The organism is Sphingomonas phyllosphaerae FA2 (genome assembly GCF_000427645.1).
Classification (GTDB): Bacteria; Pseudomonadota; Alphaproteobacteria; order Sphingomonadales; family Sphingomonadaceae; genus Sphingomonas; species Sphingomonas phyllosphaerae.
Genome location: NZ_KE386571.1, coordinates 865699 through 887776, shown reverse-complemented (window position 1 = coordinate 887776; position 22078 = coordinate 865699). Strand labels below are relative to the sequence as shown.

The 22078-nt window shown below is 68.6% G+C and carries 21 protein-coding genes; 16 read left to right on the top strand and 5 right to left on the bottom strand.

Annotated elements, in window-relative coordinates; genetic code table 11:
* Positions 1 to 41: 41 nt before the first annotated feature.
* Positions 42 to 1112 (bottom strand): LacI family DNA-binding transcriptional regulator, encoded by a 1071-nt coding sequence (locus SPHPH_RS0104660; RefSeq protein ID WP_028965644.1) that lies wholly within the window; start codon positions 1110 to 1112, stop codon positions 42 to 44.
* Between the two features lie 253 nt (positions 1113 to 1365).
* On the opposite strand from SPHPH_RS0104660, the gene SPHPH_RS0104655 reads away from it, so the two are divergent.
* The 3 genes from SPHPH_RS0104655 to SPHPH_RS0104645 are packed head-to-tail and all read left to right on the top strand — an operon-like array spanning position 1366 to position 5911.
* Positions 1366 to 2352 (top strand): alpha/beta hydrolase, encoded by a 987-nt coding sequence (locus SPHPH_RS0104655; protein WP_037488105.1) that lies wholly within the window; start codon positions 1366 to 1368, stop codon positions 2350 to 2352.
* The gene (locus SPHPH_RS0104650) at positions 2286 to 4433 is read left to right on the top strand and encodes a TonB-dependent receptor (protein WP_081668506.1); all 2148 of its coding nucleotides are present in this window, start codon (positions 2286 to 2288) and stop codon (positions 4431 to 4433) included. Before SPHPH_RS0104655 ends, SPHPH_RS0104650 begins: the two co-directional genes overlap by 67 nt.
* Before the next feature lie 35 nt (positions 4434 to 4468).
* Complete coding sequence (locus SPHPH_RS0104645) at positions 4469 to 5911, top strand: flavin-containing monooxygenase (protein WP_028965641.1); 1443 nt, start codon at positions 4469 to 4471, stop codon at positions 5909 to 5911.
* Positions 5912 to 5913: 2 nt separating this feature from the next.
* Here SPHPH_RS0104645 and glmS read toward each other — a convergent pair whose 3' ends face one another.
* Both glmS and glmU read right to left on the bottom strand, forming a co-directional pair.
* The gene (gene glmS / locus SPHPH_RS0104640) at positions 5914 to 7737 is read right to left on the bottom strand and encodes a glutamine--fructose-6-phosphate transaminase (isomerizing) (RefSeq protein WP_028965640.1); all 1824 of its coding nucleotides are present in this window, start codon (positions 7735 to 7737) and stop codon (positions 5914 to 5916) included.
* 1 nt (position 7738) lies between these two features.
* Positions 7739 to 9085, bottom strand: a complete 1347-nt coding sequence (gene glmU, locus SPHPH_RS0104635; protein ID WP_037488102.1) for a bifunctional UDP-N-acetylglucosamine diphosphorylase/glucosamine-1-phosphate N-acetyltransferase GlmU — start codon at positions 9083 to 9085, stop codon at positions 7739 to 7741.
* Between the two features lie 61 nt (positions 9086 to 9146).
* Between glmU and SPHPH_RS0104630 the strand changes: the two genes are divergently transcribed.
* From SPHPH_RS0104630 to SPHPH_RS0104575, 12 genes are all read left to right on the top strand, one after another.
* Positions 9147 to 9818 carry an HAD-IA family hydrolase gene (locus SPHPH_RS0104630; protein WP_028965638.1) on the top strand — a complete coding sequence of 224 codons (672 nt, stop codon included), beginning with the start codon at positions 9147 to 9149 and terminating at the stop codon, positions 9816 to 9818.
* Positions 9815 to 10162, top strand: coding sequence for a VanZ family protein (locus SPHPH_RS0104625; RefSeq protein WP_028965637.1), 348 nt, complete (start codon positions 9815 to 9817; stop codon positions 10160 to 10162). Before SPHPH_RS0104630 ends, SPHPH_RS0104625 begins: the two co-directional genes overlap by 4 nt.
* 43 nt (positions 10163 to 10205) lie before the next feature.
* Positions 10206 to 11408 carry an ATP-binding protein gene (locus SPHPH_RS0104620; protein ID WP_028965636.1) on the top strand — a complete coding sequence of 401 codons (1203 nt, stop codon included), beginning with the start codon at positions 10206 to 10208 and terminating at the stop codon, positions 11406 to 11408.
* 73 nt (positions 11409 to 11481) lie between these two features.
* Positions 11482 to 12546, top strand: coding sequence for a substrate-binding domain-containing protein (locus SPHPH_RS0104615; RefSeq protein ID WP_028965635.1), 1065 nt, complete (start codon positions 11482 to 11484; stop codon positions 12544 to 12546).
* Positions 12546 to 13922 carry a phosphate ABC transporter permease subunit PstC gene (gene pstC, locus SPHPH_RS0104610; RefSeq protein ID WP_028965634.1) on the top strand — a complete coding sequence of 459 codons (1377 nt, stop codon included), beginning with the start codon at positions 12546 to 12548 and terminating at the stop codon, positions 13920 to 13922. The genes SPHPH_RS0104615 and pstC overlap by 1 nt, the downstream gene beginning before the upstream one ends.
* On the top strand, positions 13915 to 15183 hold the full coding sequence (gene pstA / locus SPHPH_RS0104605) for a phosphate ABC transporter permease PstA (RefSeq protein WP_028965633.1): 1269 nt from the start codon (positions 13915 to 13917) through the stop codon (positions 15181 to 15183). Before pstC ends, pstA begins: the two co-directional genes overlap by 8 nt.
* Complete coding sequence (gene pstB / locus SPHPH_RS0104600; protein WP_037488099.1) at positions 15180 to 15980, top strand: phosphate ABC transporter ATP-binding protein PstB; 801 nt, start codon at positions 15180 to 15182, stop codon at positions 15978 to 15980. The genes pstA and pstB overlap by 4 nt, the downstream gene beginning before the upstream one ends.
* An 11-nt stretch (positions 15981 to 15991) precedes the next feature.
* Positions 15992 to 16678: a phosphate signaling complex protein PhoU gene (phoU, locus tag SPHPH_RS0104595; RefSeq protein WP_028965631.1), complete on the top strand. Its 687-nt coding sequence runs from the start codon at positions 15992 to 15994 to the stop codon at positions 16676 to 16678.
* Positions 16678 to 17370, top strand: a complete 693-nt coding sequence (gene phoB, locus SPHPH_RS0104590; RefSeq protein ID WP_022686745.1) for a phosphate regulon transcriptional regulator PhoB — start codon at positions 16678 to 16680, stop codon at positions 17368 to 17370. The genes phoU and phoB overlap by 1 nt, the downstream gene beginning before the upstream one ends.
* A gap of 110 nt (positions 17371 to 17480) precedes the next feature.
* The gene (locus SPHPH_RS0104585; protein ID WP_028965630.1) at positions 17481 to 17972 is read left to right on the top strand and encodes a hypothetical protein; all 492 of its coding nucleotides are present in this window, start codon (positions 17481 to 17483) and stop codon (positions 17970 to 17972) included.
* 86 nt (positions 17973 to 18058) lie between these two features.
* Positions 18059 to 18958, top strand: a complete 900-nt coding sequence (locus SPHPH_RS0104580) for an SDR family NAD(P)-dependent oxidoreductase (protein WP_028965629.1) — start codon at positions 18059 to 18061, stop codon at positions 18956 to 18958.
* Between the two features lie 48 nt (positions 18959 to 19006).
* Positions 19007 to 20032 carry a hypothetical protein gene (locus SPHPH_RS0104575; protein WP_028965628.1) on the top strand — a complete coding sequence of 342 codons (1026 nt, stop codon included), beginning with the start codon at positions 19007 to 19009 and terminating at the stop codon, positions 20030 to 20032.
* A 15-nt stretch (positions 20033 to 20047) separates the two neighbouring features.
* Here the strand turns inward: SPHPH_RS0104575 and SPHPH_RS0104570 are convergent, their stop codons facing one another.
* Together SPHPH_RS0104570 and epsC are read right to left on the bottom strand one after the other, a co-directional pair.
* A complete protein-coding gene (locus SPHPH_RS0104570) occupies positions 20048 to 20392 on the bottom strand; it encodes a DUF2794 domain-containing protein (protein ID WP_028965627.1) in 345 nt (114 codons plus the stop codon).
* Complete coding sequence (gene epsC, locus SPHPH_RS0104565; protein ID WP_028965626.1) at positions 20392 to 21087, bottom strand: serine O-acetyltransferase EpsC; 696 nt, start codon at positions 21085 to 21087, stop codon at positions 20392 to 20394. The genes SPHPH_RS0104570 and epsC overlap by 1 nt, the downstream gene beginning before the upstream one ends.
* Before the next feature lie 156 nt (positions 21088 to 21243).
* On the opposite strand from epsC, the gene SPHPH_RS0104560 reads away from it, so the two are divergent.
* Positions 21244 to 22014, top strand: a complete 771-nt coding sequence (locus SPHPH_RS0104560) for a sulfite exporter TauE/SafE family protein (RefSeq protein WP_028965625.1) — start codon at positions 21244 to 21246, stop codon at positions 22012 to 22014.
* Positions 22015 to 22078 lie beyond the last annotated feature (64 nt).

Sequence of the window (22078 nt, the reverse complement as noted above, 5' to 3'; positions counted from 1 at the left end):
ACGCCCCATCACCGCCCGCGCGCTATCACGCGCCGCGCGGTTCAGCGAGCCCGCTCGCCCGGCATGTGTCGCGGCGGCGCGTCGGATCGTCGCCGCACCAGCGTATAGTCCAGCGTCACCTGCCGCGCCGCGCCGCCGCCCGCCTCGCGGCGTTCCGACAACATCGTCGCCAGCAGCTCGACCGCCGCACGGCTCATGTCCGCGATCGGCTGGCGGATCGTCGTCAGCTCGGGCCAGATCGTCGTCGCCAGCGCGCTGTCGTCGAACCCGCACACCGTCAGGTCGCGCGGCACGTCCAGCCCGCGGCGATGCGCCACCGCCACCGACGCTGCCGCCATATCGTCGTTGCTCGCGAAGATCGCGGTCGGCGGCTCGGCCATGTCGAGCAATTGCTCGGCCGCCACCAGGCCGGAGCGGTAATCGAAGAGCCCCCGGGCGATCAGCGCGTCGTCCGGCGTTTGCCCCGACGCGATCAACGCCGCGCGGTAACCGGCCAGCCGCTCGGCGCTGGCATGGATATTGTCGTTGCCGCGGATGAACCCGATCCGCCGGTGCCCCAGCGCGAGCAGGTGCGCGGTCATCGCCGCCGCCGCGCCGCGGTCGTCGATCGCCACCGCCCCCACCTGCGGCGGCGGCGCGCTGGTCGCCACCGCGACGGTCGGTATGCCCGCAGCCAGCAGCACGTCGAGCACCACCGGCGAATCGCACAGCGGCGGGGGCAGGATCACGCCGTCGATCCCGCCCGCGATCAACCGCGCCGCGACGTCGCCCTCGTGATCGTCCAGCTCGCACTTCTGCACGATCAACTGGATGTCGGAGCGCCCCGCCTGATCGAGACTGCCGAGCAGGAACGCGCTCAGATACGATTCGCTGGGGTTGCTGAACAACAGCCCGATCCGCAACTGCGCCGCCCCCGCGAGCCGTCGCGCCGCCGGGTTAGGCGAGTAATCCAGCTGTCGGATCGCCGCATTGACCGTTTCGCGCGTTTCGGCGCGGACATTGCCCTCGGCATTGATGACGCGCGATACCGTCATCTGCGACACGCCGGCCAGCTGTGCCACATCGGCGATCGTCGGTACGCCCGACCGTCGCTTGCGTCTCTCCCCCGTCATCCACCCTGCTTAGCATCAACCTTGCCGCAGGTAAGTCTCCTCCGCATATTTTGATGATAGCGTTCACAGATGACGTCGCGCTTCTCCGTCTCCCCGGACTTGATCCGGGGCCCCGCTTCTTCTTGCCGACCGAAGCGAGAAGCGGGATGACGGAAGAACCTGAGTTCAGGCGCCAAGACCCCCACCATCACCACCTTGTTGCAACCCCACACAAATTCTAAGCGAAGCGCGATAATCCCCGGAGAGAGATAGCATGGCCGCGACGATCGACGCCCCCACCCGCCGCGCGCTGCTGGCTGCGCTGGCCGCCGCCCCGCTCGCGCCCGCGATCGTCGCCGCGCAGCCGGGCGACGAGACGTTGCCGCTCTGGCCGGGATCACCCCCCGGCGCGCCCGCCACGCTGCCGACCCGCAAGGTCGAGCAACGCTCGAAGACCCCCGGCTTCAACGATCGCTGGCTGACCGGCATCGCGATGCCGACGCTCACCGTCCGCCGCCCCGCGCAGCCCAGTGGCGCGGCGGTCATGCTGATCCCCGGCGGCGGCTATGGCTTTCTCGCCTACGACAACGAGGGCGAGGAACAGGCGCGCTGGCTCACCGCGCGCGGTGTCACCTGCTTCATCCTCACCTACCGGCTGCCCGGCGAGGGCTGGCGCGACCGCGCCCTGGTGCCGCTGCAGGACGCGCAGCGCGGTCTGCGGCTGATCCGCGCCAATGCCGCGCGCTACGGCGTCGATGCGAAGCGCATTTCGGCGATCGGCTTCTCGGCCGGCGGGCATCTCGCCGGCAGCCTCGCCACCCGCCATGCCGAGCGGACCTATGCGCCGGTCGACGCCAGCGACCGGCTGTCGGCGCGCCCCGATCTCGCCGGGCTGATCTACCCGGTCGTCTCGCTCGCCGAGCCGTTCACGCACGTCGGCTCGCGCGACAACCTGCTCGGCACGCCGTCGGACGAGGCCGCGCGCCGCGCCGCCTCCGTCGAGCGCCACGTCGACGCCGAGACCGCGCCGATCTTCCTCGTTCATGCCAGCGACGACGGCACCGTGCCGATCGCCAACAGCCTGGCGCTGTATCAGGCACTGCTCGCCGCGCAGCGCCCGTCCGAGCTGCACGCCTTCGACAAGGGTGGTCACGGCTTCGGCGTCCGCCTGCCCGCCGGCACCCCGGCCGCGGCATGGCCGACGCTCTTCTCCGCCTTTGCCGCGCGGCTCGGCATTTTTCCCATGCCGGCGGCGACCTGACCGCCGCTGCCGCCCGGAGACGATCGATCAAACGCCTCACCGCCGCCCTGCTGCTCGCCGGCACGCTCGCAACGCCGGCCATCGCGCAGGAGGGCGAGGAGGTGGTCGTGCGCGGCCGCGGACTCGCCCCGCGACCGGGTGACAAGGCCGCATCCGTGGTCACGCTTGACGCCGCGCGCATCCGCGAGAATGCCAGCAACCGCCTTGAAAGCGTCCTCGCCGACGTCGCCGGGCTCCAGCAATTCCGCCGCGCCGATTCGCGCTCGGCCAACCCCACCAGCCAGGGCATCTCGTTGCGCGGGATCGGCGGCAACGCCTCCAGCCGCGCGCTGCTGATCCTCGACGGCGTGCCGCAGACCGATCCGTTCGGCGGCTGGGTGCCGTTTCCCGCTTATGCCACCGACCGGATCGGCGCGATCCGCGTCACGCGCGGCGGCGGCAGCGGCTATTTCGGCCCCGGCGCGCTGGCCGGGACGGTCGAGATCGACAGCAGCGGCCCGCGCGACCAGCCCGCGCTCGCCGCCGACCTCGCCTATGGCAGCCGCAATTCGGTGGACGCGACCGCCTCGGCACTGCTCGAACGCGGCGCGGGTTTCGCGACGCTCTCCGCCGCCTATGCGCGCGGCGACGGCTTCATCCCCACCGTCGCCGGGCAACGCGGCCCCGCCGACCGCCCCGCCCCTTACGAGCAATTCTCCGCCGCCGCGCGCACCGTCGTCACCGTCGCCCCCTCGACTGAATTGCAGGCGAACGTCTCGGGCTTCACCGACACGCGTGAACGTGGCACCGCCTTCACCGCCAACCGCAGCGAGGGTGCCGATGCCAGCCTGCGCGTCGTCGGGCGCGGCGCGCTCGGCTGGTCGGCGCTCGCCTATCTCCAGACCCGCGCCTTCGCCTCGCAATTCGCCAGCGTCGATGCCGCACGCCAGACCGCGACGCAAACGCTCGACCAATACAGTACACCCGCCACCGGCATCGGTGGCCGGATCGAGCTGGCACCCCGACTGGGCAACGGCCGCGACCTGCGCTTCGGTGCCGACATCCGCCGTGTCGAGGGCCGGACGCAGGAACTCTACACCTATGTCGCCGGCCTCCCGACCCGCCGCCGCGTCGCGGGCGGCGCGGCGCTGAATTGGGGCATATTCGGCGACGGCACGCTCACTGCCGGCGCGCTGACGCTGACGCTCGGCGGACGCGTCGATCGCTGGCAACTCACCGACGGCAGCCTCCGCGAAACCACGCTCGCTAATGGGGCGGCGCTGACCACCAGCGATTTCGCCGACCGCGCCGGCACCGAATGGACCGGGCGCGCCGGGGCGGCGTGGACGATCGCGCCGCCGCTGACGCTGCGCACCTCGGCGTATCGCGGCTGGCGGCTGCCGACGCTCAACGAACTCTACCGCCCGTTCCGCGTCGGCACCGACGCGGTCGCCGCCAACGCCTTGCTCGCGCCCGAGCGGCTGACCGGCATCGACGGCGGCGTGACATTGGTGCCGGTCGGCGGGGTCAGCCTGACCGGGACGTTGTTCTGGAACCGCCTGACCGACGCGATCAGCAACGTCACCGCCGGGCGCGGTCCCGGCACCTTCCCCGGCGTCGGCTTCGTCGCGGCGGGCGGCACCTATCGTGTGCGCCAGAACCTCGACGCGATCGAATCGACCGGCGTCGAGCTGGACGCGCGCTGGGATCACGGCCCATGGTTCGCCAGCGCCTCGTGGAGCCATGTGAACCCGCACGTCCGCGCGACAGGCAGCGCCGCCGCGCTCGACGACCTCCGCCCCGCGCAGACCCCGCGCGATCTCGTCTCGACCGCGCTCGGCTGGCGACAACAGGACGCCGCGCTCTCGGCGACGCTCCGCCACAGCGCCGCGCAGTTCGAGGACGATCAGAACAGCCGCACCCTCGCCGCCGCGACGACACTCGACGGCTATGCCGCGCTCCCGCTCACCCGCCGGATCGCAATCGAGGCGCGCGCCGAGAACGTCTTCGACGCGCGCGTCGAGGCCGGGATCAGCGGCACCGGCGTGGTCGAGCGCGCCACCCCGCGCACCTTGTGGATCGGCGTCCGCCTCCGCTCGTGATGACAAGGGCCGGTTCGCGCCCGTAAGGGGGCGGCATGAACGAGCATCTCGACGTGCTGATCGTCGGCGCCGGCCTGTCGGGGATCGGCGCCGCCTATCGGATCGGCCAAAACCGTCCCGACCGGCGCTGGGCGATCTTCGAGGCCCGCGACGTGATCGGCGGGACGTGGGACCTGTTCCGCTATCCCGGGATTCGCTCGGACTCGGACATGACGACGCTCGGCTTCCCGTTCCATCCGTGGCGCGGCGAAAAGACGATTGCGGATGGCACCGACATCCTCGCCTATCTGCGCGACACCGCGCGCACCTTCGGCATCGACCGCCACATCCGTTTTCGCCACCGCGTCACGGCCGCCGAATGGTCGAGCGAAGCGGCGCGCTGGACCGTCCGATACGAGGTCGACGGCGTTCCCGCACAATTGACGTGCCGTTTCCTGTTTTTCTGCGCCGGCTATTACGATTATGCGCGCGGCCATGCGCCCGAATGGCCCGGCATGGGGGTATTTTCGGGCAGGATCGTGCACCCGCAGGCGTGGCCGGCGGACCTGTCGGTCACCGGGCAACGCGTGGTGGTGATCGGCTCCGGCGCCACCGCGGTCACCCTCGTCCCCGCGCTGGTCGCGCAAGGCGCAGCCCATGTCACAATGCTCCAGCGTTCTCCGACATTTATCGTCGCAATGCCCGCCCGCGACCGGGTCGGCGCGGCGCTCCACCGCTTCCTCCCCACGCGGCTGGCCGACACACTAACCCGCTGGAAAAGCATCACTTACGGCATCGGCAGCTACACCCTCGCCCGCCGCCGCCCCGAACTGGTCAAGCGCCAGATCGCCAAACAACAACGCGCCGCCCTCGGCGACGGCTACGATCTCGCCAAGCATCTGACGCCGAAGTACAATCCTTGGGACCAACGCCTCTGCCTCGTCCCCGACAGCGACCTGTTCACCGTCCTCCGCGACGGCCACGCCGCGATCGTCACCGACGCGATCGACCACTTCACGCCGGACGGTATCACCCTGACATCAGGCGATATTCTCCCCGCCGACCTGATCGTCACCGCCACCGGCCTCCGCCTGAAACTGATGGGCGGCGCCACCCTCTCCGTCGACGGCCACAGAATCGAGCCGCACAACCACCTCGTCTACAAGGGCGCGATGTTCAGCGACGTCCCGAACATGGCCTTTTCAACGGGTTACACCAACGCGTCATGGACGCTCCGCAGCGATCTCAGCGCCCGCTTCGTCGCCCGCCTCCTCGACCACATGGACGCCACCGGCACCACCACCGCCGCCCCGGTCCCAGACGCCGCGGAGGACGCCACCACCCCGCTCCTCGATCTCAATTCCGGCTACATTCAACGCGTTGCCCAGTGGCTCCCGCGCCAGGGCAAGCGCGTTCCATGGCGGGTGCAGCAGAACTACCTCCGCGACGCGCTGACGATGCGCCGCCGTATCGACGACGGCGTGCTCCGTTTTCGCTAACCTTATTCGACCGTTACGCTCTTCGCGAGGTTGCGCGGCTGGTCGACGTCGGTCCCCTTCGCCACCGCGACATGATAGGCAAGCAGCTGAACCGGCACCGCATAAACGATCGGTGCGATCAGCGGGTGAACCTTGGGCATCGTGATCGTCGCGACACACCCCTCGCCCGCCGCCTCGACCCCATCATAGTCGCTGATCAGCAGGACTTTTCCGCCCCGCGCCTGCACTTCCTGCATGTTGCTGACGGTCTTGTCGAACAACGGCCCGGAAGGCGCGATGACGACGACGGGAACATTCTCGTCGATCAACGCGATCGGCCCGTGCTTCATCTCGCCCGCCGCATAACCTTCGGCATGGATGTAACTGATTTCCTTGAGCTTCAATGCCCCTTCGAGCGCCAGCGGATAATCGGTGCCGCGCCCCAGATACAGCACGTCGCGCGCGCCAGCGATAACCCCGGCGATCGCCTCGATCGACTCATCATACGCCAGCGCACCATTGATCGCGGCGGGCGCCTCGGCGAGTTGCCGGACGATGTTGCGCTCTTCGCTCTCGCTCAGCCGCCCCTTCGCCTTGGCAAGATTGGCCGCCAGCGCCGCCAGCACGGAAAGCTGGCAAGAGAATGCCTTGGTCGAGGCGACGCCGATCTCCGGCCCGGCGTGGGTCGGGAGCAGCAGGTCGGCCTCGCGCGCCATCGTGCTGGTCGGCACGTTGACGACGACGGCGATCGTCTGCCCCTCCGACCGGGCATGGCGCAGTGCAGCCAGCGTATCAGCAGTCTCGCCTGACTGACTGATAAATAACGCTAACCCGCCCTCTTCCATCACCGGCGTGCGGTAACGGAACTCGCTCGCGACATCCAGATCGACCGGCACGCGCGCAAATTGTTCGAACCAGTATTTGGCGACCATCCCGGCGTAGAAGCTGGTCCCGCACGCCACGATCGTCACCCGCTTGATCCCCGACAGATCGAAGTCGGGGATCGGCAGCACGATCTTGCCTTCGAACCGCTGAAGATAGCTGCGCAACGTCTGCGCCACCACGATCGGCTGTTCGTAGATCTCCTTCTGCATGAAGTGGCGGTGATTGCCCTTGTCGATCAACGCCCCGGTGACGCCCGAGATCGTGACCGGCCGCTCGACCGGCTGATTGTCGCGATCATAGACCTGCGTGCCGTCACGCGCGCACACCACCCAGTCGCCCTCTTCCAAATAGGCGATCCGCTGCGTCAGCGGCGCCAGCGCCAAGGCGTCCGAACCGAGATATGTCTCGTCCTCACCATAACCGACCACCAGCGGTGACCCGAGCCGCGCGCCGATCAGCAATTCGGGGTGGCTGCGGAACAGGATCGCCAGCGCGAACGCACCGTGCAGCCGCGGCAGCACCTCGCGCACCGCCTCGGTCGGCGACTTGCCGCCCTCGACCTGCTCGCTGATCAGGTGTGCGACCACCTCGGTATCGGTTTCGCTCGTGAAGACACGCCCACGCGCCTGCAATTCTTCACGCAGCACTTTGAAATTCTCGATGATCCCGTTGTGAACGATGGCAACTTCATCGGTCGCGTGGGGGTGGGCATTGTTGGTGGTCGGCCCGCCATGCGTGGCCCAGCGCGTGTGCGCGATGCCTGTCGTACCCGGCAGCGGATGCGCGGCGAGTTCCTTGCCGAGATTGACCAGCTTGCCCGACGCACGTCGCCGTCCGATCGCGCCATCGACGATCGTCGCGATCCCCGCGGAGTCATAACCGCGATATTCGAGCCGCTTCAGCCCATCGAGCAGGCGATCGGCCACGTCGTCATGACCGAGGATACCGACGATACCGCACATCTTACTGGCCCTTCTTCTTCGCCGTCATCGTATCGCGAAAGCGCTTCGCCCAACCGCCGCGCTCTTCCTGCCGGCCGCGTGCCAAGGCAAGTGAATCCACGGTAACATCGCGGACAACAACGGAACCTGCCCCGACGATCGCCCCCGCTCCGACTGTGACCGGCGCGACCAGCGCACTGTTCGATCCAACGAACGCGCCCTCACCGATCGTGGTACGATATTTGAAGAAACCGTCGTAATTGCAGGTAATCGTTCCCGCGCCGATGTTCGCGCGCGCGCCGACCTCGGCATCACCGATATACGACAAATGATTGACCTTCGCGCCAACGCCGACATTCGCCTTCTTGATCTCGACAAAATTGCCGACCTTCGCGCTCTCCGCCAGCACCGCGCCCGGCCGCAGCCGCGCATAGGGACCGACGTCGGCGCGCGCGCCGACCGTCGCGCCCTCCAGATGGCTGAACGCGCGGATTGTCGCGCTGTCGGCGACGGAGACGCCGGGGCCGAACACCACGTTCGGCTCGATCGTCACGTCGCGCCCGAGCACCGTATCATGCGCGAACCACACGGTTTCCGGCGCGATCAGCGTCGCCCCGTTCGCCATCGCCTGCGCGCGCCGCGCCTGCTGCCACATCGCTTCGACCGCCGCCAGCTCGCCGCGGCTGTTGACGCCAGTCACCTCGTCGGCGCTCGCCTCGACCACCACCGCCGCGCCCGACAGCTCGACGACATCGGTCAGGTAATATTCGCCCGCCGCATTGTCGTTGCCCAGCCGCGCGAGCAGGTCGAACAGCAATTCGCCGCGCGCTGCCATCAGCCCGGAATTGCACAGGGTCACCGCGCGCTCCGCGGCGTCGGCGTCCTTGAACTCGACGATCTTCTCGAGGCGATCGCCTCCACCGGCAACGATCAGCCGCCCGTAAGCGCCTGCGTCGGCGGGACGAAATCCCAGCACCACCACCGCCGGCGCATCATCGGCGTCGAGCCGCTCGATCATCGCGCGCATCGTCTCCGCGCGCACCAGCGGCACGTCGCCGTAGAGGATCAGCACGTCGCCCGCGAACCCTGCAAGCGCTTCGCGCGCCTGCATCACCGCATGGCCGGTGCCAAGCTGTTCCGCCTGCACAGCGATCTTCGCGCCGAGCGGCGTCACCGCCGCCTCGACCTGCTCGCGCCCCGCGCCGGTCACCACCACCGTCCGCTCGGGCGACAGCGTCGCGGCGGCAGCGAGCAGATGCAGCAGCATCGGCCGCCCGGCAATCGGATGCAGCACCTTGTGCAGGTCGGATTTCATGCGGGTGCCCTTGCCCGCGGCGAGGACGACGACGGCGATGTTACGGCTCGACATGGCCCCGCCCTGCCACCCTTTGCTTGCCAATTCCAGTATCGCACGGCAACGCGCGCAACCGATGGCTGACTTCCCCTTCCGCATCGTCGGGTTCGATCTCGACGGCACGCTGCTCGATACGTCGGGCGATCTCGCCGCCGCGCTCAATCACGCGCTCGCCAGCGCCGGCCGCCCGACCTTGTCGGTCGAGCAGGTCAACCCGATGATCGGCGGCGGTGCGCGCCACATGCTCGCGCAGGGCATGGCGGCGACCGGCGGCTGCACCGACGAAGAGCTGGACGTGCTGCAACGCCGATTGCTCGGCCATTATCAGGCGAACATCGCCGTCCTCACGCGCCCCTTCCCGCACGCGCTCGACGCGCTCGACCAGCTTGCCGCGAAGGGCGTCACGCTGGCGGTCGTCACCAACAAACTCGAAGCGCTCGCCCGTCAGATCCTCGCCGACCTCGGCCTCACCGAACGCTTCGCGGCGATCATCGGCGGCGACACGATGGGGCCGGGCAACGGCAAGCCCTCTCGGCTGCCGATCGACGCGATGGTCGAGCGCTGTGGCGGCGGCCGCGCCGCGTTCGTCGGCGATTCGATCTACGACATTCGCGCGGCGCACGCTGCCGGACTACCCGCGATCGCCTGTTCGTTCGGCTTCCTGATGCAGCCGGTCGAAGAGCTGGGGGCAGAGCTGGTGATCGACAGCTTCGCCGAGCTGATCCCCGCGCTGGAGCGGCTGGCATGACGCAGGTGCGCGTCCCGTGGTTCTTCGCGCTGATTGTCGCGACGTCGTTCGCGGTGGGCATGGCGTTGTTGCCGCATCCGGTGCCGATCGTCGAGGTTGGCGACAAATGGCAGCATATGGCGGCCTTCGGCACGCTGACGCTGCTGTCGGTGCTGGCCTTCCCCAACGGTTCGCTGCTGCGGATCGGCGAGCGGCTGTCGTTCCTTGGCGCGATGATCGAGGTGCTGCAATCGATCCCCGCGCTGCACCGCGATTGCGACATCATGGACTGGGTCGCGGATACGACGATCATCGTCGCGGTGCTGATCGTGGTGCGGATCGGACGCGGGGCGCGACGGCGCTGAAACGCTCTGCCTTTCGTCACACGGCTGCGCTATCGCGGCGTTCGTGATTGACGAACTTCCCTTGCGCACCTGGCTGGCGGTGGCGATCGCCGTCGCGACCGCGGCGGTGGTCTATCTGTTGTCGCGCGACGGTCAGGCGGCGCTGGCGGCGCTCGCCGGCGGCGCGGCGCTAGTCGTCATCATCGCGACCATCCCCGAGGAGACGGCCGCGCAGGAAGATGAAGCGCCCGCCACCCCGACCGACCTGCCCGCCGCGGCGATCGTGGAGGCGGTGTCGGAGCCGGTGCTGGTGCTGCGCGGTGGCCGCGTCGCGCTCGCCAATGTCGCGGCCCGCACTTTGCTGGGCGCGCATATCGTCGGCGAGGACGCCCGCGTCGCCATCCGCCACCCGGGCGCCGCCGCGCATCTGGCGGAGGGCGTGACCCAGCCGGTCGATCTCGTGGGGATCGGCACGCTCGACCAGCGCTGGGAAATGCGCGCCGCGCCGATCGGCGAGGATGCGCGGCTCGTGCAATTGGTCGATCGCACCGGGCAGCACGCCGCCGAGAAGATGCGCGTCGATTTCGTCGCCAACGCCAGCCACGAGCTGCGCACCCCGCTCGCCTCGATTCTCGGTTATGTCGAGACGCTCGCCGACGAGGCGGGCGACGATCCCGGCCTGCGCAAGCGCTTCCTCGCGATCGTCTTCGACGAGGCGCGGCGGATGGAGCGGCTCGTCGAGGATCTGATGAGCCTCTCGCGGATCGAGGCCGAGAAATTCCGCGAGTTGCGCGCCGCGGTCGACCTCGCCGACCTGACGCAAGAGGCGTGCGATGCGCTTATCACGACGCATGGCGATCGCGGCGAGGACATCCACCTCGACATCGCCCAGGATTTGCCGCCCGTCACCGGCGATCCGATCCAATTGTCGCAGCTGATCCACAATTTGATCGGCAACGCGATGAAATACGGCCGCGCCGGCACCCCAGTCGAGGTGACGCTGTGGACGCAGGCGCAGAACGTCTGCCTGCGCGTCGCCGATCATGGTGACGGCATCCCCCCGGAGCATCTGCCGCGGCTGACCGAGCGCTTCTACCGCGTCGACCCCGGTCGCAGCCGCTCGGTCGGCGGCACCGGGCTGGGGCTCGCGATCGTCAAGCATATCGTCGAGCGCCATCGCGGCCGGCTCGACATCGCCAGCACCGTCGGCGTCGGCACACGCGTAACGGTCACGCTTCCGGCGCCGGCGCCGAAGCCGCTGTCATGAAGGCGTAACCTCGATGTCACACGGCGCGCTGCATGAGGGCTGCCGTGTTGGCGAACGCCCGTGCGGGGGATCCATGTCGCGCTTCGTTCAGGCGCTTGCAGCCATGCTGCCGCTCGCGTTGGCGTGCGGACTGGCGGCGTGCGTCGATCAGGCGGCGGGCGGCGGCGCGGGCGCGCGCGACCAGATTCGTGCGGTGGGCTCCTCGACCGTCTACCCGTTCACCACGATCGTTGCCGAACGCTTCCTCGCCACCGTGCCGCACGCGCGCCCGCCGGTGATCGAATCGACCGGCACCGGCGCGGGCATCCGCCTGTTCTGCGCCGGAGTCGGCGCCGCGCACCCCGATCTGGTCGACGCCTCGCGCCGCCTGCGCCGCGGCGAATATGGCGCCTGCGCGCGGCACGGCGTCGACCAGATCCTGGAGGTGCAGATCGGCATCGACGGCATCGCCTTCGCCGAGGCGCTGCAAGGCCCCGGCATGGCGCTGACCCCGGCCGACATCTATCGCGCGCTGGCCGCGGCCCCGCTCGGCCGCCGCAACCAGGCGCGGCTATGGCGCGACGTGAACCCGGCGCTGCCCGCGACCCCGATCCAGGTCTATGGCCCACCCGCGACCAGCGGCACGCGCGACGCGCTTGCCGAGCTGATCCTCGCCAAAGGCTGCGAAGCGGTCGAGCCCGACACGATCGGTCTCCACGAACGCGATCCCAACGCCTTTGCGACCCGCTGCCAGCGGCTGCGCGAGGACGGCGCCTATGTCGATGCCGGCGAGAACGACAACCTGATCGTCCAGAAGCTGCGGTCGAACCCCAACGCACTCGGCATCTTCGGCTATGGCTACCTCGAACAAAATGCCGGCGTCGTCCGCGGCGTGCCGTTGAGCGGCGTCGCCCCCACCTATGCGACGATCGCCAGCGGCACCTATCCGGGGGCGCGCCCGCTGTTCATCTACGTCAAGAAGGCGCATCTGCGCGCTATCCCCAGGCTGCGCGCCTTCCTCGCGCAATATGCGGCCTTGTGGGGCGCGAACGGTCCGCTCGTGAAGCGCGGTCTGATCGCCGCACCGCTGCCGGTCCAGCGCCGCGCCGCCGCGATCATCGCCAACGAGGTCGCGCTCGACCCGCGTGCGCTGCACTGATGTCGGCGCTGGCGCTCCTTTTCCTGATCGCGGCGCTCGGGCTGATCGGCTGGGTCGTCGCCCGCGCGCGCGCCGCGCGCTTCCGCAGCAGCCCGGCGCGCCGGTTCAGCTCGCTGCCGCAGCATCACGGCTGGTATGTCGCGATGTGGACGCTGTTGCCCGCTTTCGTGTTTCTCGCGATCTGGCACTCCGTCGCGCCGGCATTGGTGACGGATGCGGTGATCGCCACCCCGCTCGGCGCCGCGCTTCCCCCGCCGGGTCTCGATCGTGCCGCGATCTTGTCGGAGGCGCGCAACCTCGCCAATGGCGATGCGTGGGGGGCGTTCCACCCGCTGTCGGAACGGCTCGCGCCCGCCTATGCCGCCGCGCAGTCCCGCTACGACTGGATCGCGACCACCGTCGCGCTGCTGCTCGCCTTCGCCGGTGGCGCGGTCGCTTTCCTGCGCGTCCGGCCCGGCTTTTCGGCGCGCTCGCAGGTCGAGCGGGTAGTGATGGGATTGCTGCTCATCGCCTCGTTGATCGCGATCGTCACCACGATCGGCATCGTCGCGTCGCTACTGGTCGAAAGCGCTCGCTTCTTCCAGATCGTCCCGATCACGCAATTCCTGTTCGGCACGCACTGGAGCCCGCAGGTGATCGACGCGCGCGATCCCGGCGCGGCGCTGGGCGCGGTGCCATTGTTCTGGGGCACGTTCTTCATCGGCGCGATCATCGCGATGGCGGTCGCCGTCCCGCTCGGCCTGATGAGCGCGATCTACCTGACCCAATATGCGCACCAGACCACGCGGCGCTGGATGAAGCCGATGCTGGAGATCCTCGCGGGCGTACCGACCGTCGTCTACGGCTATTTCGCCGCGCTCACCGTCGCACCTGCGGTCCGCGACCTCGGCGTCGCGCTCGGCGTCCGCTGGGCGTCGTCGGAAAGCGCGCTCGCCGCCGGCGTCGTGATGGGCGTGATGATCATCCCGTTCGTCTCGTCGATGGCCGACGACTCGCTCTCCGCCGTCCCCGCCTCGATGCGCGACGGCAGCCTCGCGATGGGCGCGACCAGTTCGGAGACGATCCGGCGCGTGCTCGTCCCCGCCGCTTTGCCCGGCGTCGTCGGCGGCGTGCTGCTTGCGGTCAGCCGCGCGATCGGCGAGACGATGATCGTCGTCATGGCGGCCTCGGGCGTCGCGTCGCTCACGCTCAACCCGTTCGCGAGCACCACGACGGTCACCAAGCAGATCGTCGACTTGCTCACCGGCGAGGCCGAGTTCGATTCGGCTAAGACGCTCGCCGCCTTCGCGCTCGGGCTGACGCTGTTCGTCATCACGTTGCTGCTCAACGTCGTCGCACTGATCGTCGTGCGCCGCTACCGCGAAGCCTATGAATAAGCGCGCCGCCTCCCCCGCGCGCCAGCCGACCGACTGGCAGACCCCCGCGATGCAGCGCCGGGTACGTCGTCGCTATGCCGCGGAACGGCGCTTCCGCGCGATGGGCGTGGCGGCGGTGTTCGTTTCGGCAGCGTTCCTCATCTATCTGCTCGCGACGATGATCGGCCAGGGGGCGAGCGGCTTTACCGAGACTCGCCTCGCCCTCCCGCTCGACCTGCGCGGGCATGTCGTGGTCAGCCCCGCGCAACTGAGCGGCCCGACCGCCGACCTGGCGCTGGCCGGTGCCGGGCTGGAGAATGCAGTCGATGCGGCTGCCGATCGCGCCTTCCCGACGCAGGGCGGCGAAGCGCTACTGTCGGACGGCGCATGGCTGCGCGTCCGCGACGCAATCAAGCGCGATCCGCACCTGCTCTCCGCGCCCATCACCCTGGACGTGCCGGTCGCGACCGACATCGACATGGCGTACAAGGGAGAGGGCAATCGGGAGAGCGAGGCCGCGGTCGCCGCACTCGGCCCGCACCTGTCCCGCGGGCTGAACGTCAATTTCTTCACCGGCGCCGATGCGACCGACCCGACCCGCGCCGGCATCTGGGGCGCGCTCAAGGGCTCGTTGCTGACGATGGTCGTCACGCTCGCGCTCGCCTTCCCGATCGGCGTCCTCTCCGCGCTGTACCTCGAGGAATATGCGCCGCGGAACCGCTGGACCGACCTGATCGAAGTCTCGATCAACAATCTCGCCGCGGTGCCGTCGATCATCTTCGGGCTGCTCGGGCTGGCGGTGTTCCTCGGCACCTTCCATATGCCGCGCTCGGGCGCGATCGTCGGCGGGCTGACGCTCGCCCTGATGACGATGCCCGTGATCGTGATCGCCGGGCGTAACGCGATCACGGCGGTGCCGCCGTCGATCCGAGACGCCGCGCGCGCGCTCGGCGCATCGCCGATCCAGGTCGTCTTCCACCACGTCCTGCCGCTCGCCTTACCCGGCATCCTGACGGGCACGATCATCGGCATGGCGCGCGCGCTGGGCGAAACCGCACCGCTGCTGATGATCGGGATGCGCGCCTTCATCGCCGCGCCGCCGGGCCGGCTGACCGACCCGGCCACCGTGCTGCCGGTGCAGATCTTCCTGTGGTCCGACGACGTACAGACCGGCTTCGTCGAGAAGACCTCGGCGGCGATCATCGTCCTGCTGGTCGTGCTGCTCACGATGAACGGCCTCGCCATCTACCTTCGCAATCGCTTCGAGACCCGCTGGAAATGAGCAACGCCCATGAAGAGGCCGCCGTCCTGCGGGCGGCGGATGGCCCGAAAATGACCGCCACCGGCGTCAACGTCTTCTACGGGCGTAAGCAGGCGATCCGCGATGTATCGATCGACGTCCGGCGCGAGGACGTGACCGCCTTCATCGGCCCGTCGGGCTGCGGCAAGTCGACCTTCCTGCGCACGCTGAACCGCATGAACGACACGATCCCCGGCGCGCGCGTCGAAGGCGACATCCGGCTGGACGGCGAGGACATCTATGCCAAGGCGATGGACGTCGTGCAGCTCCGCGCGCGCGTTGGCATGGTCTTCCAGAAGCCCAATCCCTTCCCGAAATCGATCTTCGAAAACGTCGCCTACGGCCCGCGCATCCACGGGCTCGCGCGCTCCAAGGCCGATCTCGCGCAGATCGTCGAGCGTTCGTTGACCCGCGCCGGGCTCTGGTCGGAGGTCAAGGACCGCCTGTCCGAGAGCGGCACCGCGCTGTCGGGTGGTCAGCAGCAGCGGCTGTGCATCGCGCGCGCGATCGCGGTCGATCCCGAGGTGATCCTGATGGACGAGCCGTGCTCCGCGCTCGATCCAATCGCGACCGCGAAGATCGAGGAGTTGATCCACGAATTGCGCGGCCGCTACGCGATCGTGATCGTGACCCACAACATGCAGCAGGCCGCGCGCGTCAGCCAGCGCACCGCCTTCTTCCATCTCGGCCAGCTCGTCGAATATGGCGACACGTCGGACATCTTTACGAACCCACGGCAGGATCGCACGAAGGACTATATTACAGGCCGTTACGGCTAAGGATCGCAGACATGGCGAATACCCAGGAACATACGGTCAAGGCGTTCGATCAGGACATCGGGCAGCTGCGCGGGCTGATCTCGCAGATGGGCGGGCTGGCCGAAAGCGCGATCGCCGATGCGATGATCGCGTTGCAGCGCGGCGACGCGACGCTGGCCGAGCGGATCGCCGCCGACGACAAGCGCATCGACGCGATGGAGGCGGAGGTCGAGCGCACCGCGGTCCGCATCATCGCGCTGCGCGCGCCGATGGCCGATGACCTGCGCGAAGTCGTCGCCGCACTCAAGATCGCCAGCGTGATCGAACGGATCGGCGACTATGCCAAGAACATCGCGCGCCGCGTGCCCCGGATCGAGAGCGAGCATCGCATCGAGCCGCTGTCGATCCTTCCCGCGATGGGCCGCATGGCCGCCGCGATGGTCCACGATGTGCTCAACGCCTTCGCCGCGCGCGATCCCGAGGCGGCGCTGGCGGTGTGCCAGCGCGACAACGCACTCGACGATTTCTACGACAGCATCTTCCGCACCCTGGTCACCTTCATGGTCGAAAACCCGAAGACGATCAGCGAGTGCGCGCAATTGCTGTTCGTCGCCAAGAATCTCGAACGGATCGGCGATCACGCCACCAACGTCGCCGAGATGGTCTATTTTGCCGCAACCGGGGTGCGGCTCGTGGAACGCGAAAGAGGAGTCGATTGATGGCCAAGGCCCGCATGTTGCTGGTGGAGGACGACGCCAGCCTCGCCGAGCTGCTGGTGTGGCATTTCACCCGCGAGCATTTCGACGTCCAGCACACGATCGACGGTGAGGAGGCGCTGCTGCTGGCGCGCGAGACGCCGCCCGACATCGTGCTGCTCGACTGGATGGTCGAGGGCATTTCGGGGATCGAGGTGTGCCGCCGCCTACGCCGCGCCGCCGAGACGCAGAACGTGCCGATCATCATGCTCACCGCGCGCGGCGAAGAAGAGGATCGCGTGCGCGGGCTGGAAACCGGCGCCGACGACTACGTCACCAAGCCGTTCTCGCCCCGCGAGCTGGTGGCGCGCGTCGGCGCGGTCTTGCGCCGCGTGCGTCCGGCGTTGGCCGGGGAGCAGCTCACCTACGCCGATCTCGAGATGGACACGGTCGGCCACAAGGTCCGCCGCGGTGGCGACGTCGTCGCGCTCGGGCCGACGGAGTTCCGTCTGCTCAAGCACTTCCTCGAACATCCCGGCCATGTCTTCTCGCGTGAGCGCCTGCTCGACAGTGTCTGGGGCCATGACAGCGACATCGAAAGCCGCACCGTCGACGTCCACATCCGCCGTTTGCGCAAGGCGATCAACGAAGGCGGGCGTCCCGACATCATTCGTACCGTCAGATCAGCAGGTTACGCGCTCGACACCGGCCATTGAGTCTTTCCGCTTTCGCAACGATGGACCTTTTTTCTGTCGTGAGGCGTTGCCCGGACCGCGTGATAAACAACGCGTTTCTGACCGAACGCACACGGCAGGAGAAAGATAAGATGAAGGCCATTCTTCTCGCGGCAGCGGCCGTGATCGCCATTCCGACCACAGCGATTGCGCAGGACACGCCGCAGACCACGACCACCGCGCCCGATACCGGAGCGGCACCCGCGACGACCGCAGACCCGGCGGCCGCCGACCCGGCCGCCGCGCCGCAGACCGACGCGACGGCACCGACCACCCAGGCGGACCCCGCCGCTCCTGCGCCTGAGGCCAATGCGCCGATGACCCCGCCGGCCGGCGGCGCGATGACCCCGCAATCGGGTGGCGCGATGGGCACCGAGAGCGCGGGCGGTTACCAGCCGTCGCAGCCGGCGGTGTCGGGCACTCCGCAACCGGGCGCCACCGTCCGCTTCCAGCCGGCTCCCTCGCCGTCGCAGGCATTCCCGGCGCCCGCCGCCAAGGAAAGCTACCCGATCTGCAAAAAGGGTCAGTATGACGGCTGCATGCAGGCCAGCGACGCGCGCAAGGCGACGCGCCGCCGTCGCTAAGCCGGTAGCATTCGGACGGGCATTGCGCCCGTTCGAAGACTAGGTATGGAGGGCGCTTCATCCGTTCAGGAGGGAGCGCCTTTTCCATGTCGATCCGTTTCGACGATCGCGTCGCCATCGTCACCGGTGCGGGTGGCGGCCTTGGCCGGCACTATGCGCTCGAACTCGCCCGGCGCGGCGCGCGCGTCGTCGTCAACGATCTTGGTGGCGATCGCAGGGGTCAGGGCGCCTCCGACGCCGCACTGGCGGTCGTCGAGGAAATCCACGCCGCCGGCGGTACGGCGATGGCGAACGGCGGCAACGTCGCCGATTACGACCAGATGGTCGACATGGTCGCCCGCGCGACTGAGGCATGGGGCGGCGTCCATATCCTCATCAACAACGCTGGCGTACTGCGCGACAAGACCTTCGCCAAGATGGACCCGGCGGACTTCGCCTTCGTGGTGCAGGTCCACCTGCTCGGCAGCGCCTACGCCACCAAGGCATGCTGGGACACGTTCCGCGCGCAGAATTACGGCCGCGTGCTGATGACCTCCTCGTCCTCCGGGCTGTTCGGCAATTTCGGACAGGCCAATTACGGCGCCGCCAAGCTCGGCATCGCGGGGCTGGCGCGCACGCTGCATCTGGAAGGCGCGAAGAACGACATTCGCGTCAATACGATCGCGCCGACCGCCGGCACGCGCATGACCGAGGGCCTGTTCCCCGAGGCTGCCTTCGCCGCCTTCGCCCCCGAAAAGGTCGCTCCCGCGGCCTTGTATCTGGTCAGCGAAGACGCGCCCTCCGGCCAGATCGTCGGCGCCGGCGCCGGGGTCGTCCAGGCCAGCTACATCACGCTGACCCCCGGCGTCGCGCTGGCCGGCGAGGATCTTTCGCCCGAAGGCGTCGCGTGCGCCTGGGCGGCGATCGCCGATCGCACCGGCGAAATTGTACCGTCCTCGGGCGCGGAGCAGGCGATGGCGATCGCCCGGACCTTGCAAGGCGGTTGAGCGGCCCGCGATCGCGCGATACCCTGCGACGGTTCGGGGGGAGTGACGATGTACAGCGAGAGCGATATCGATCAGGCGGTCGCGGCCGGGGTGATGCCCGCCCAGATCGCCAACGACTTTCGCAACCATGTCGCCGCGCTCCGCGCGACCCCGGCGGTCGATGAGGAGCATTTCCGCTTCCTGACCGGCTTCAACGACATTTTCGTCACGATCGCGATCGCGCTGCTGCTGGTCGCGGTCGGCAACATTGCCGGCAATGTGCACGCCGCGGCCGGCGGCGTCGCGGTGGCGGGCGTGGCGTGGCTGCTGGCGACCTATTTCACCGCGAAGCGGCGCATGGCGCTGCCCAGCATCGTGCTGTTGCTGGCGTTCGTGGGCGGACTGGCGGCGATCGTCGTCGCGCTCGGCTTCTCGGTGGTCGAAAACCCCAGCGACCGACAGGCAGCGGCGATCGGCGCGGCCGCCGCCATCGTCGCAGCAGTCGGCGCATGGCTGCACTGGCGCCGTTTCATGGTGCCGATCACCCCGGCGGCCGGCGCCGCGGCGGCGGTCGGGCTGGTGGTCAGCCTGTTGTTGACGATCCTGCCCGAATCGCTGCGGCTGGCGTGGCCGCTGCTGTTCGTCGGCGGCGTCGCGGTATTCGCCTATGCGATGCGCTGGGACCTGTCGGATCGTGCGCGCCAGACGCGCCGCGCCGACGTCGCCTTCTGGCTGCATCTGGTCGCCGCCCCGATGATCGCGCACTCGACGTTCCAGATGATGGGCGTGTTCGAAGGCGACATGGGGCTGGGCAAGGCGGTGGTGGTGCTGCTGCTCTACGTCGCCTTCGCGCTGGTCGCGCTGGTGGTCGATCGGCGCGCGTTGCTGGTCTCCAGCCTCGTCTACGTCCTCTATGCGATGTCGGTGCTGATCCGCACCGCCGGCTCCACCGAATTGTCGCTGGCGTTCACCTCGCTGGTGATCGGGTCGGCGCTATTGTCGCTGTCGGCATTTTGGCAGCCGATCCGCGCGCGCGTCGTCGCGCAACTGGGGCGGTGGGGCGAGCGGCTGCCGCCGGTACAGATGGCGGGGTGATCGGCCGCGGCGCGCTTATTCCTCGACCAGCTTCATCAGCCGCCGCTCGACCGGCGCGAGCACCGGCCCAAGCTCATGCCCGCGCCGCACCACCTGCCCCGCCTCGCCGACCAGCGCCCACATGCCCTGCCGGTTGCGCAAGGCCGGTCGCTTCTCGACCCGGAATTCGGGCCGCTCGGTCGCACGGCGAAATGCCGAGAATACCGCCGCCTCGCGCCCCAGATCGATCGCATAGTCGCGCCAATGCCCGGCCGCGACCATCCGGCCATACAGGTCGAGGATCCGCATCAGTTCGGCACGATCGAAGGCGACCTGTCGCGGTTGGCCCGCACCGGCCGGGAAGGGCGTGACGATCCCCATCAGGCGCGGTCACGCTCCTGCCCGGTGGCGCGTTCCTGCTCTTCGATCAACGCGTCCAGCCGCTTCTTCATCGCTTCCAGCTCGCACCGGAGCGACTCGACCCGCTGCGTCGCGGGATCGAACATCTCGCGACACGGCGTGCCATAGGGAACGAAGCGCGGCGGCTCGGGCGCGGCGCCGCCCTCGACCATCGTCGGACGCGCCGGGATGCCCACCATCACCGCGCCCGCCGGCACGTCGCGCGTCACCACTGCATTGGCACCGACGCGCGCGCGCGGCCCTACCGTGATCGGCCCGAGAACCTGCGCACCCGATCCAATGATCGCGCCATCCGAAATCGTCGGATGCCGCTTGCCCGCGACGCCATTGTCGGGGCTGGTGCCGCCCAGCGTCACGCATTGATAGATGGTGACGTCGTCGCCGATCTCCGCGGTCTCACCGATCACGACGAAACCGTGGTCGATGAAGAAATTGCGCCCGATCGTCGCGCCGGGGTGGATGTCGATCGCGGTCAGCGCGCGCGAGAAGTGATTCACGATCCGCGCCGGCAAATAGAAACCGGCGCGATACAGCCGGTTGGCGACGCGATGCCACGCCAGCGCCCACACACCGGGATAGGTCAGCACTTCCAGACGCGAATGCGGCGCGGGGTCACGCGCGCGGATCGAATCTAGATAGTTGGTCAGTCGCGACATCCGCGTCCCCTTTTGTCTTCGCCGCAAGATAGAGCGTGACGGCGGCCGTTTCCATAAGCAGCGCTATCGATCGACAAACCGTATTTTCCTATCCAGGTCATGGGATATGACCGATGAAAAGGGCGAGCGATCATCCGATCGCGATGAGGAGACCGGATGGACGCGCTGACGAACCTCGATTTTGCTGCCTTATTGCCCTTCATCGCCGTCGGATTCGGTGCGCAGCTCGTCGACGGCGCGCTCGGCATGGCGTTCGGCGTCATCTGCAACACCCTGCTCGTCGCGGTGATCGGGCTGCCGCCGGCGCGTGCCTCCGCGAACGTCCATATCGTCGAGACCTTCACCACCGCCATCTCGGGGATCAGCCATGCGATCACCGGCAACATCGACAAGGGATTGTTTCTCCGGTTGCTCGTCCCGGGCGTGATCGGCGGCGTCGCCGGCGCCTATCTGCTGACCAATATCGACGGCGCGGTCGTGAAACCGTTCGTGCTCGCCTATCTCGTCATCATCGGCATCTATCTGCTGGTGCGCGGGCTGATGTTCCCGCCCAAGGTCAGCAAGCCGAAGGTGGTCGAACCGCTCGGGCTGCTCGGCGGCTTCATGGACGCGGCGGGCGGCGGCGGCTGGGGGCCGATCGTCACCTCGAACCTGCTGGTACAGGGCGTCGAGCCGCGCAAGGTCGTCGGCACGGTCAGCGCGGTCGAGTTCTTCCTCACCGCGGTCGTCTCGGCGACCTTCATCTACCATCTCGGCATCAAGGACTTTGCGACCGCGACGGTCGGCTTGCTGATCGGCGGCGTCCTCGCCGCGCCCCTCGGCGCGTTCTTCGCCAAGCGCATCCCGATGAAGGTGATGCTGGTGATGGTCGGCACCGTCCTGACGATCACCAGCACCTACGGATTCATTCGCGCAGTGTTGATGTAGGCCCCACCGTCATTCCCGCGCAGGCGGGAATCCAGAACCTCTGAACTCGCGGCTATCACGAGAG

Coding starts and splice junctions, on each gene's coding strand:
- epsC (WP_028965626.1), bottom strand. CDS start 21,087: ATGTCGCGACTGACCAACTATCTAGATTCGATCCGCGCGCGTGACCCC.
- SPHPH_RS0104570 (WP_028965627.1), bottom strand. CDS start 20,392: ATGGGGATCGTCACGCCCTTCCCGGCCGGTGCGGGCCAACCGCGACAG.
- SPHPH_RS0104660 (WP_028965644.1), bottom strand. CDS start 1,112: ATGACGGGGGAGAGACGCAAGCGACGGTCGGGCGTACCGACGATCGCC.
- glmS (WP_028965640.1), bottom strand. CDS start 7,737: ATGTGCGGTATCGTCGGTATCCTCGGTCATGACGACGTGGCCGATCGC.
- SPHPH_RS0104650 (WP_081668506.1), top strand. CDS start 2,286: ATGGCCGACGCTCTTCTCCGCCTTTGCCGCGCGGCTCGGCATTTTTCC.
- pstC (WP_028965634.1), top strand. CDS start 12,546: ATGTCGGCGCTGGCGCTCCTTTTCCTGATCGCGGCGCTCGGGCTGATC.
- SPHPH_RS0104655 (WP_037488105.1), top strand. CDS start 1,366: ATGGCCGCGACGATCGACGCCCCCACCCGCCGCGCGCTGCTGGCTGCG.
- phoU (WP_028965631.1), top strand. CDS start 15,992: ATGGCGAATACCCAGGAACATACGGTCAAGGCGTTCGATCAGGACATC.
- pstA (WP_028965633.1), top strand. CDS start 13,915: ATGAATAAGCGCGCCGCCTCCCCCGCGCGCCAGCCGACCGACTGGCAG.
- SPHPH_RS0104585 (WP_028965630.1), top strand. CDS start 17,481: ATGAAGGCCATTCTTCTCGCGGCAGCGGCCGTGATCGCCATTCCGACC.
- SPHPH_RS0104560 (WP_028965625.1), top strand. CDS start 21,244: ATGGACGCGCTGACGAACCTCGATTTTGCTGCCTTATTGCCCTTCATC.
- SPHPH_RS0104630 (WP_028965638.1), top strand. CDS start 9,147: ATGGCTGACTTCCCCTTCCGCATCGTCGGGTTCGATCTCGACGGCACG.
- SPHPH_RS0104580 (WP_028965629.1), top strand. CDS start 18,059: ATGTCGATCCGTTTCGACGATCGCGTCGCCATCGTCACCGGTGCGGGT.
- phoB (WP_022686745.1), top strand. CDS start 16,678: ATGGCCAAGGCCCGCATGTTGCTGGTGGAGGACGACGCCAGCCTCGCC.
- SPHPH_RS0104615 (WP_028965635.1), top strand. CDS start 11,482: ATGTCGCGCTTCGTTCAGGCGCTTGCAGCCATGCTGCCGCTCGCGTTG.
- glmU (WP_037488102.1), bottom strand. CDS start 9,085: ATGTCGAGCCGTAACATCGCCGTCGTCGTCCTCGCCGCGGGCAAGGGC.
- SPHPH_RS0104645 (WP_028965641.1), top strand. CDS start 4,469: ATGAACGAGCATCTCGACGTGCTGATCGTCGGCGCCGGCCTGTCGGGG.
- SPHPH_RS0104625 (WP_028965637.1), top strand. CDS start 9,815: ATGACGCAGGTGCGCGTCCCGTGGTTCTTCGCGCTGATTGTCGCGACG.
- SPHPH_RS0104575 (WP_028965628.1), top strand. CDS start 19,007: ATGTACAGCGAGAGCGATATCGATCAGGCGGTCGCGGCCGGGGTGATG.
- pstB (WP_037488099.1), top strand. CDS start 15,180: ATGAGCAACGCCCATGAAGAGGCCGCCGTCCTGCGGGCGGCGGATGGC.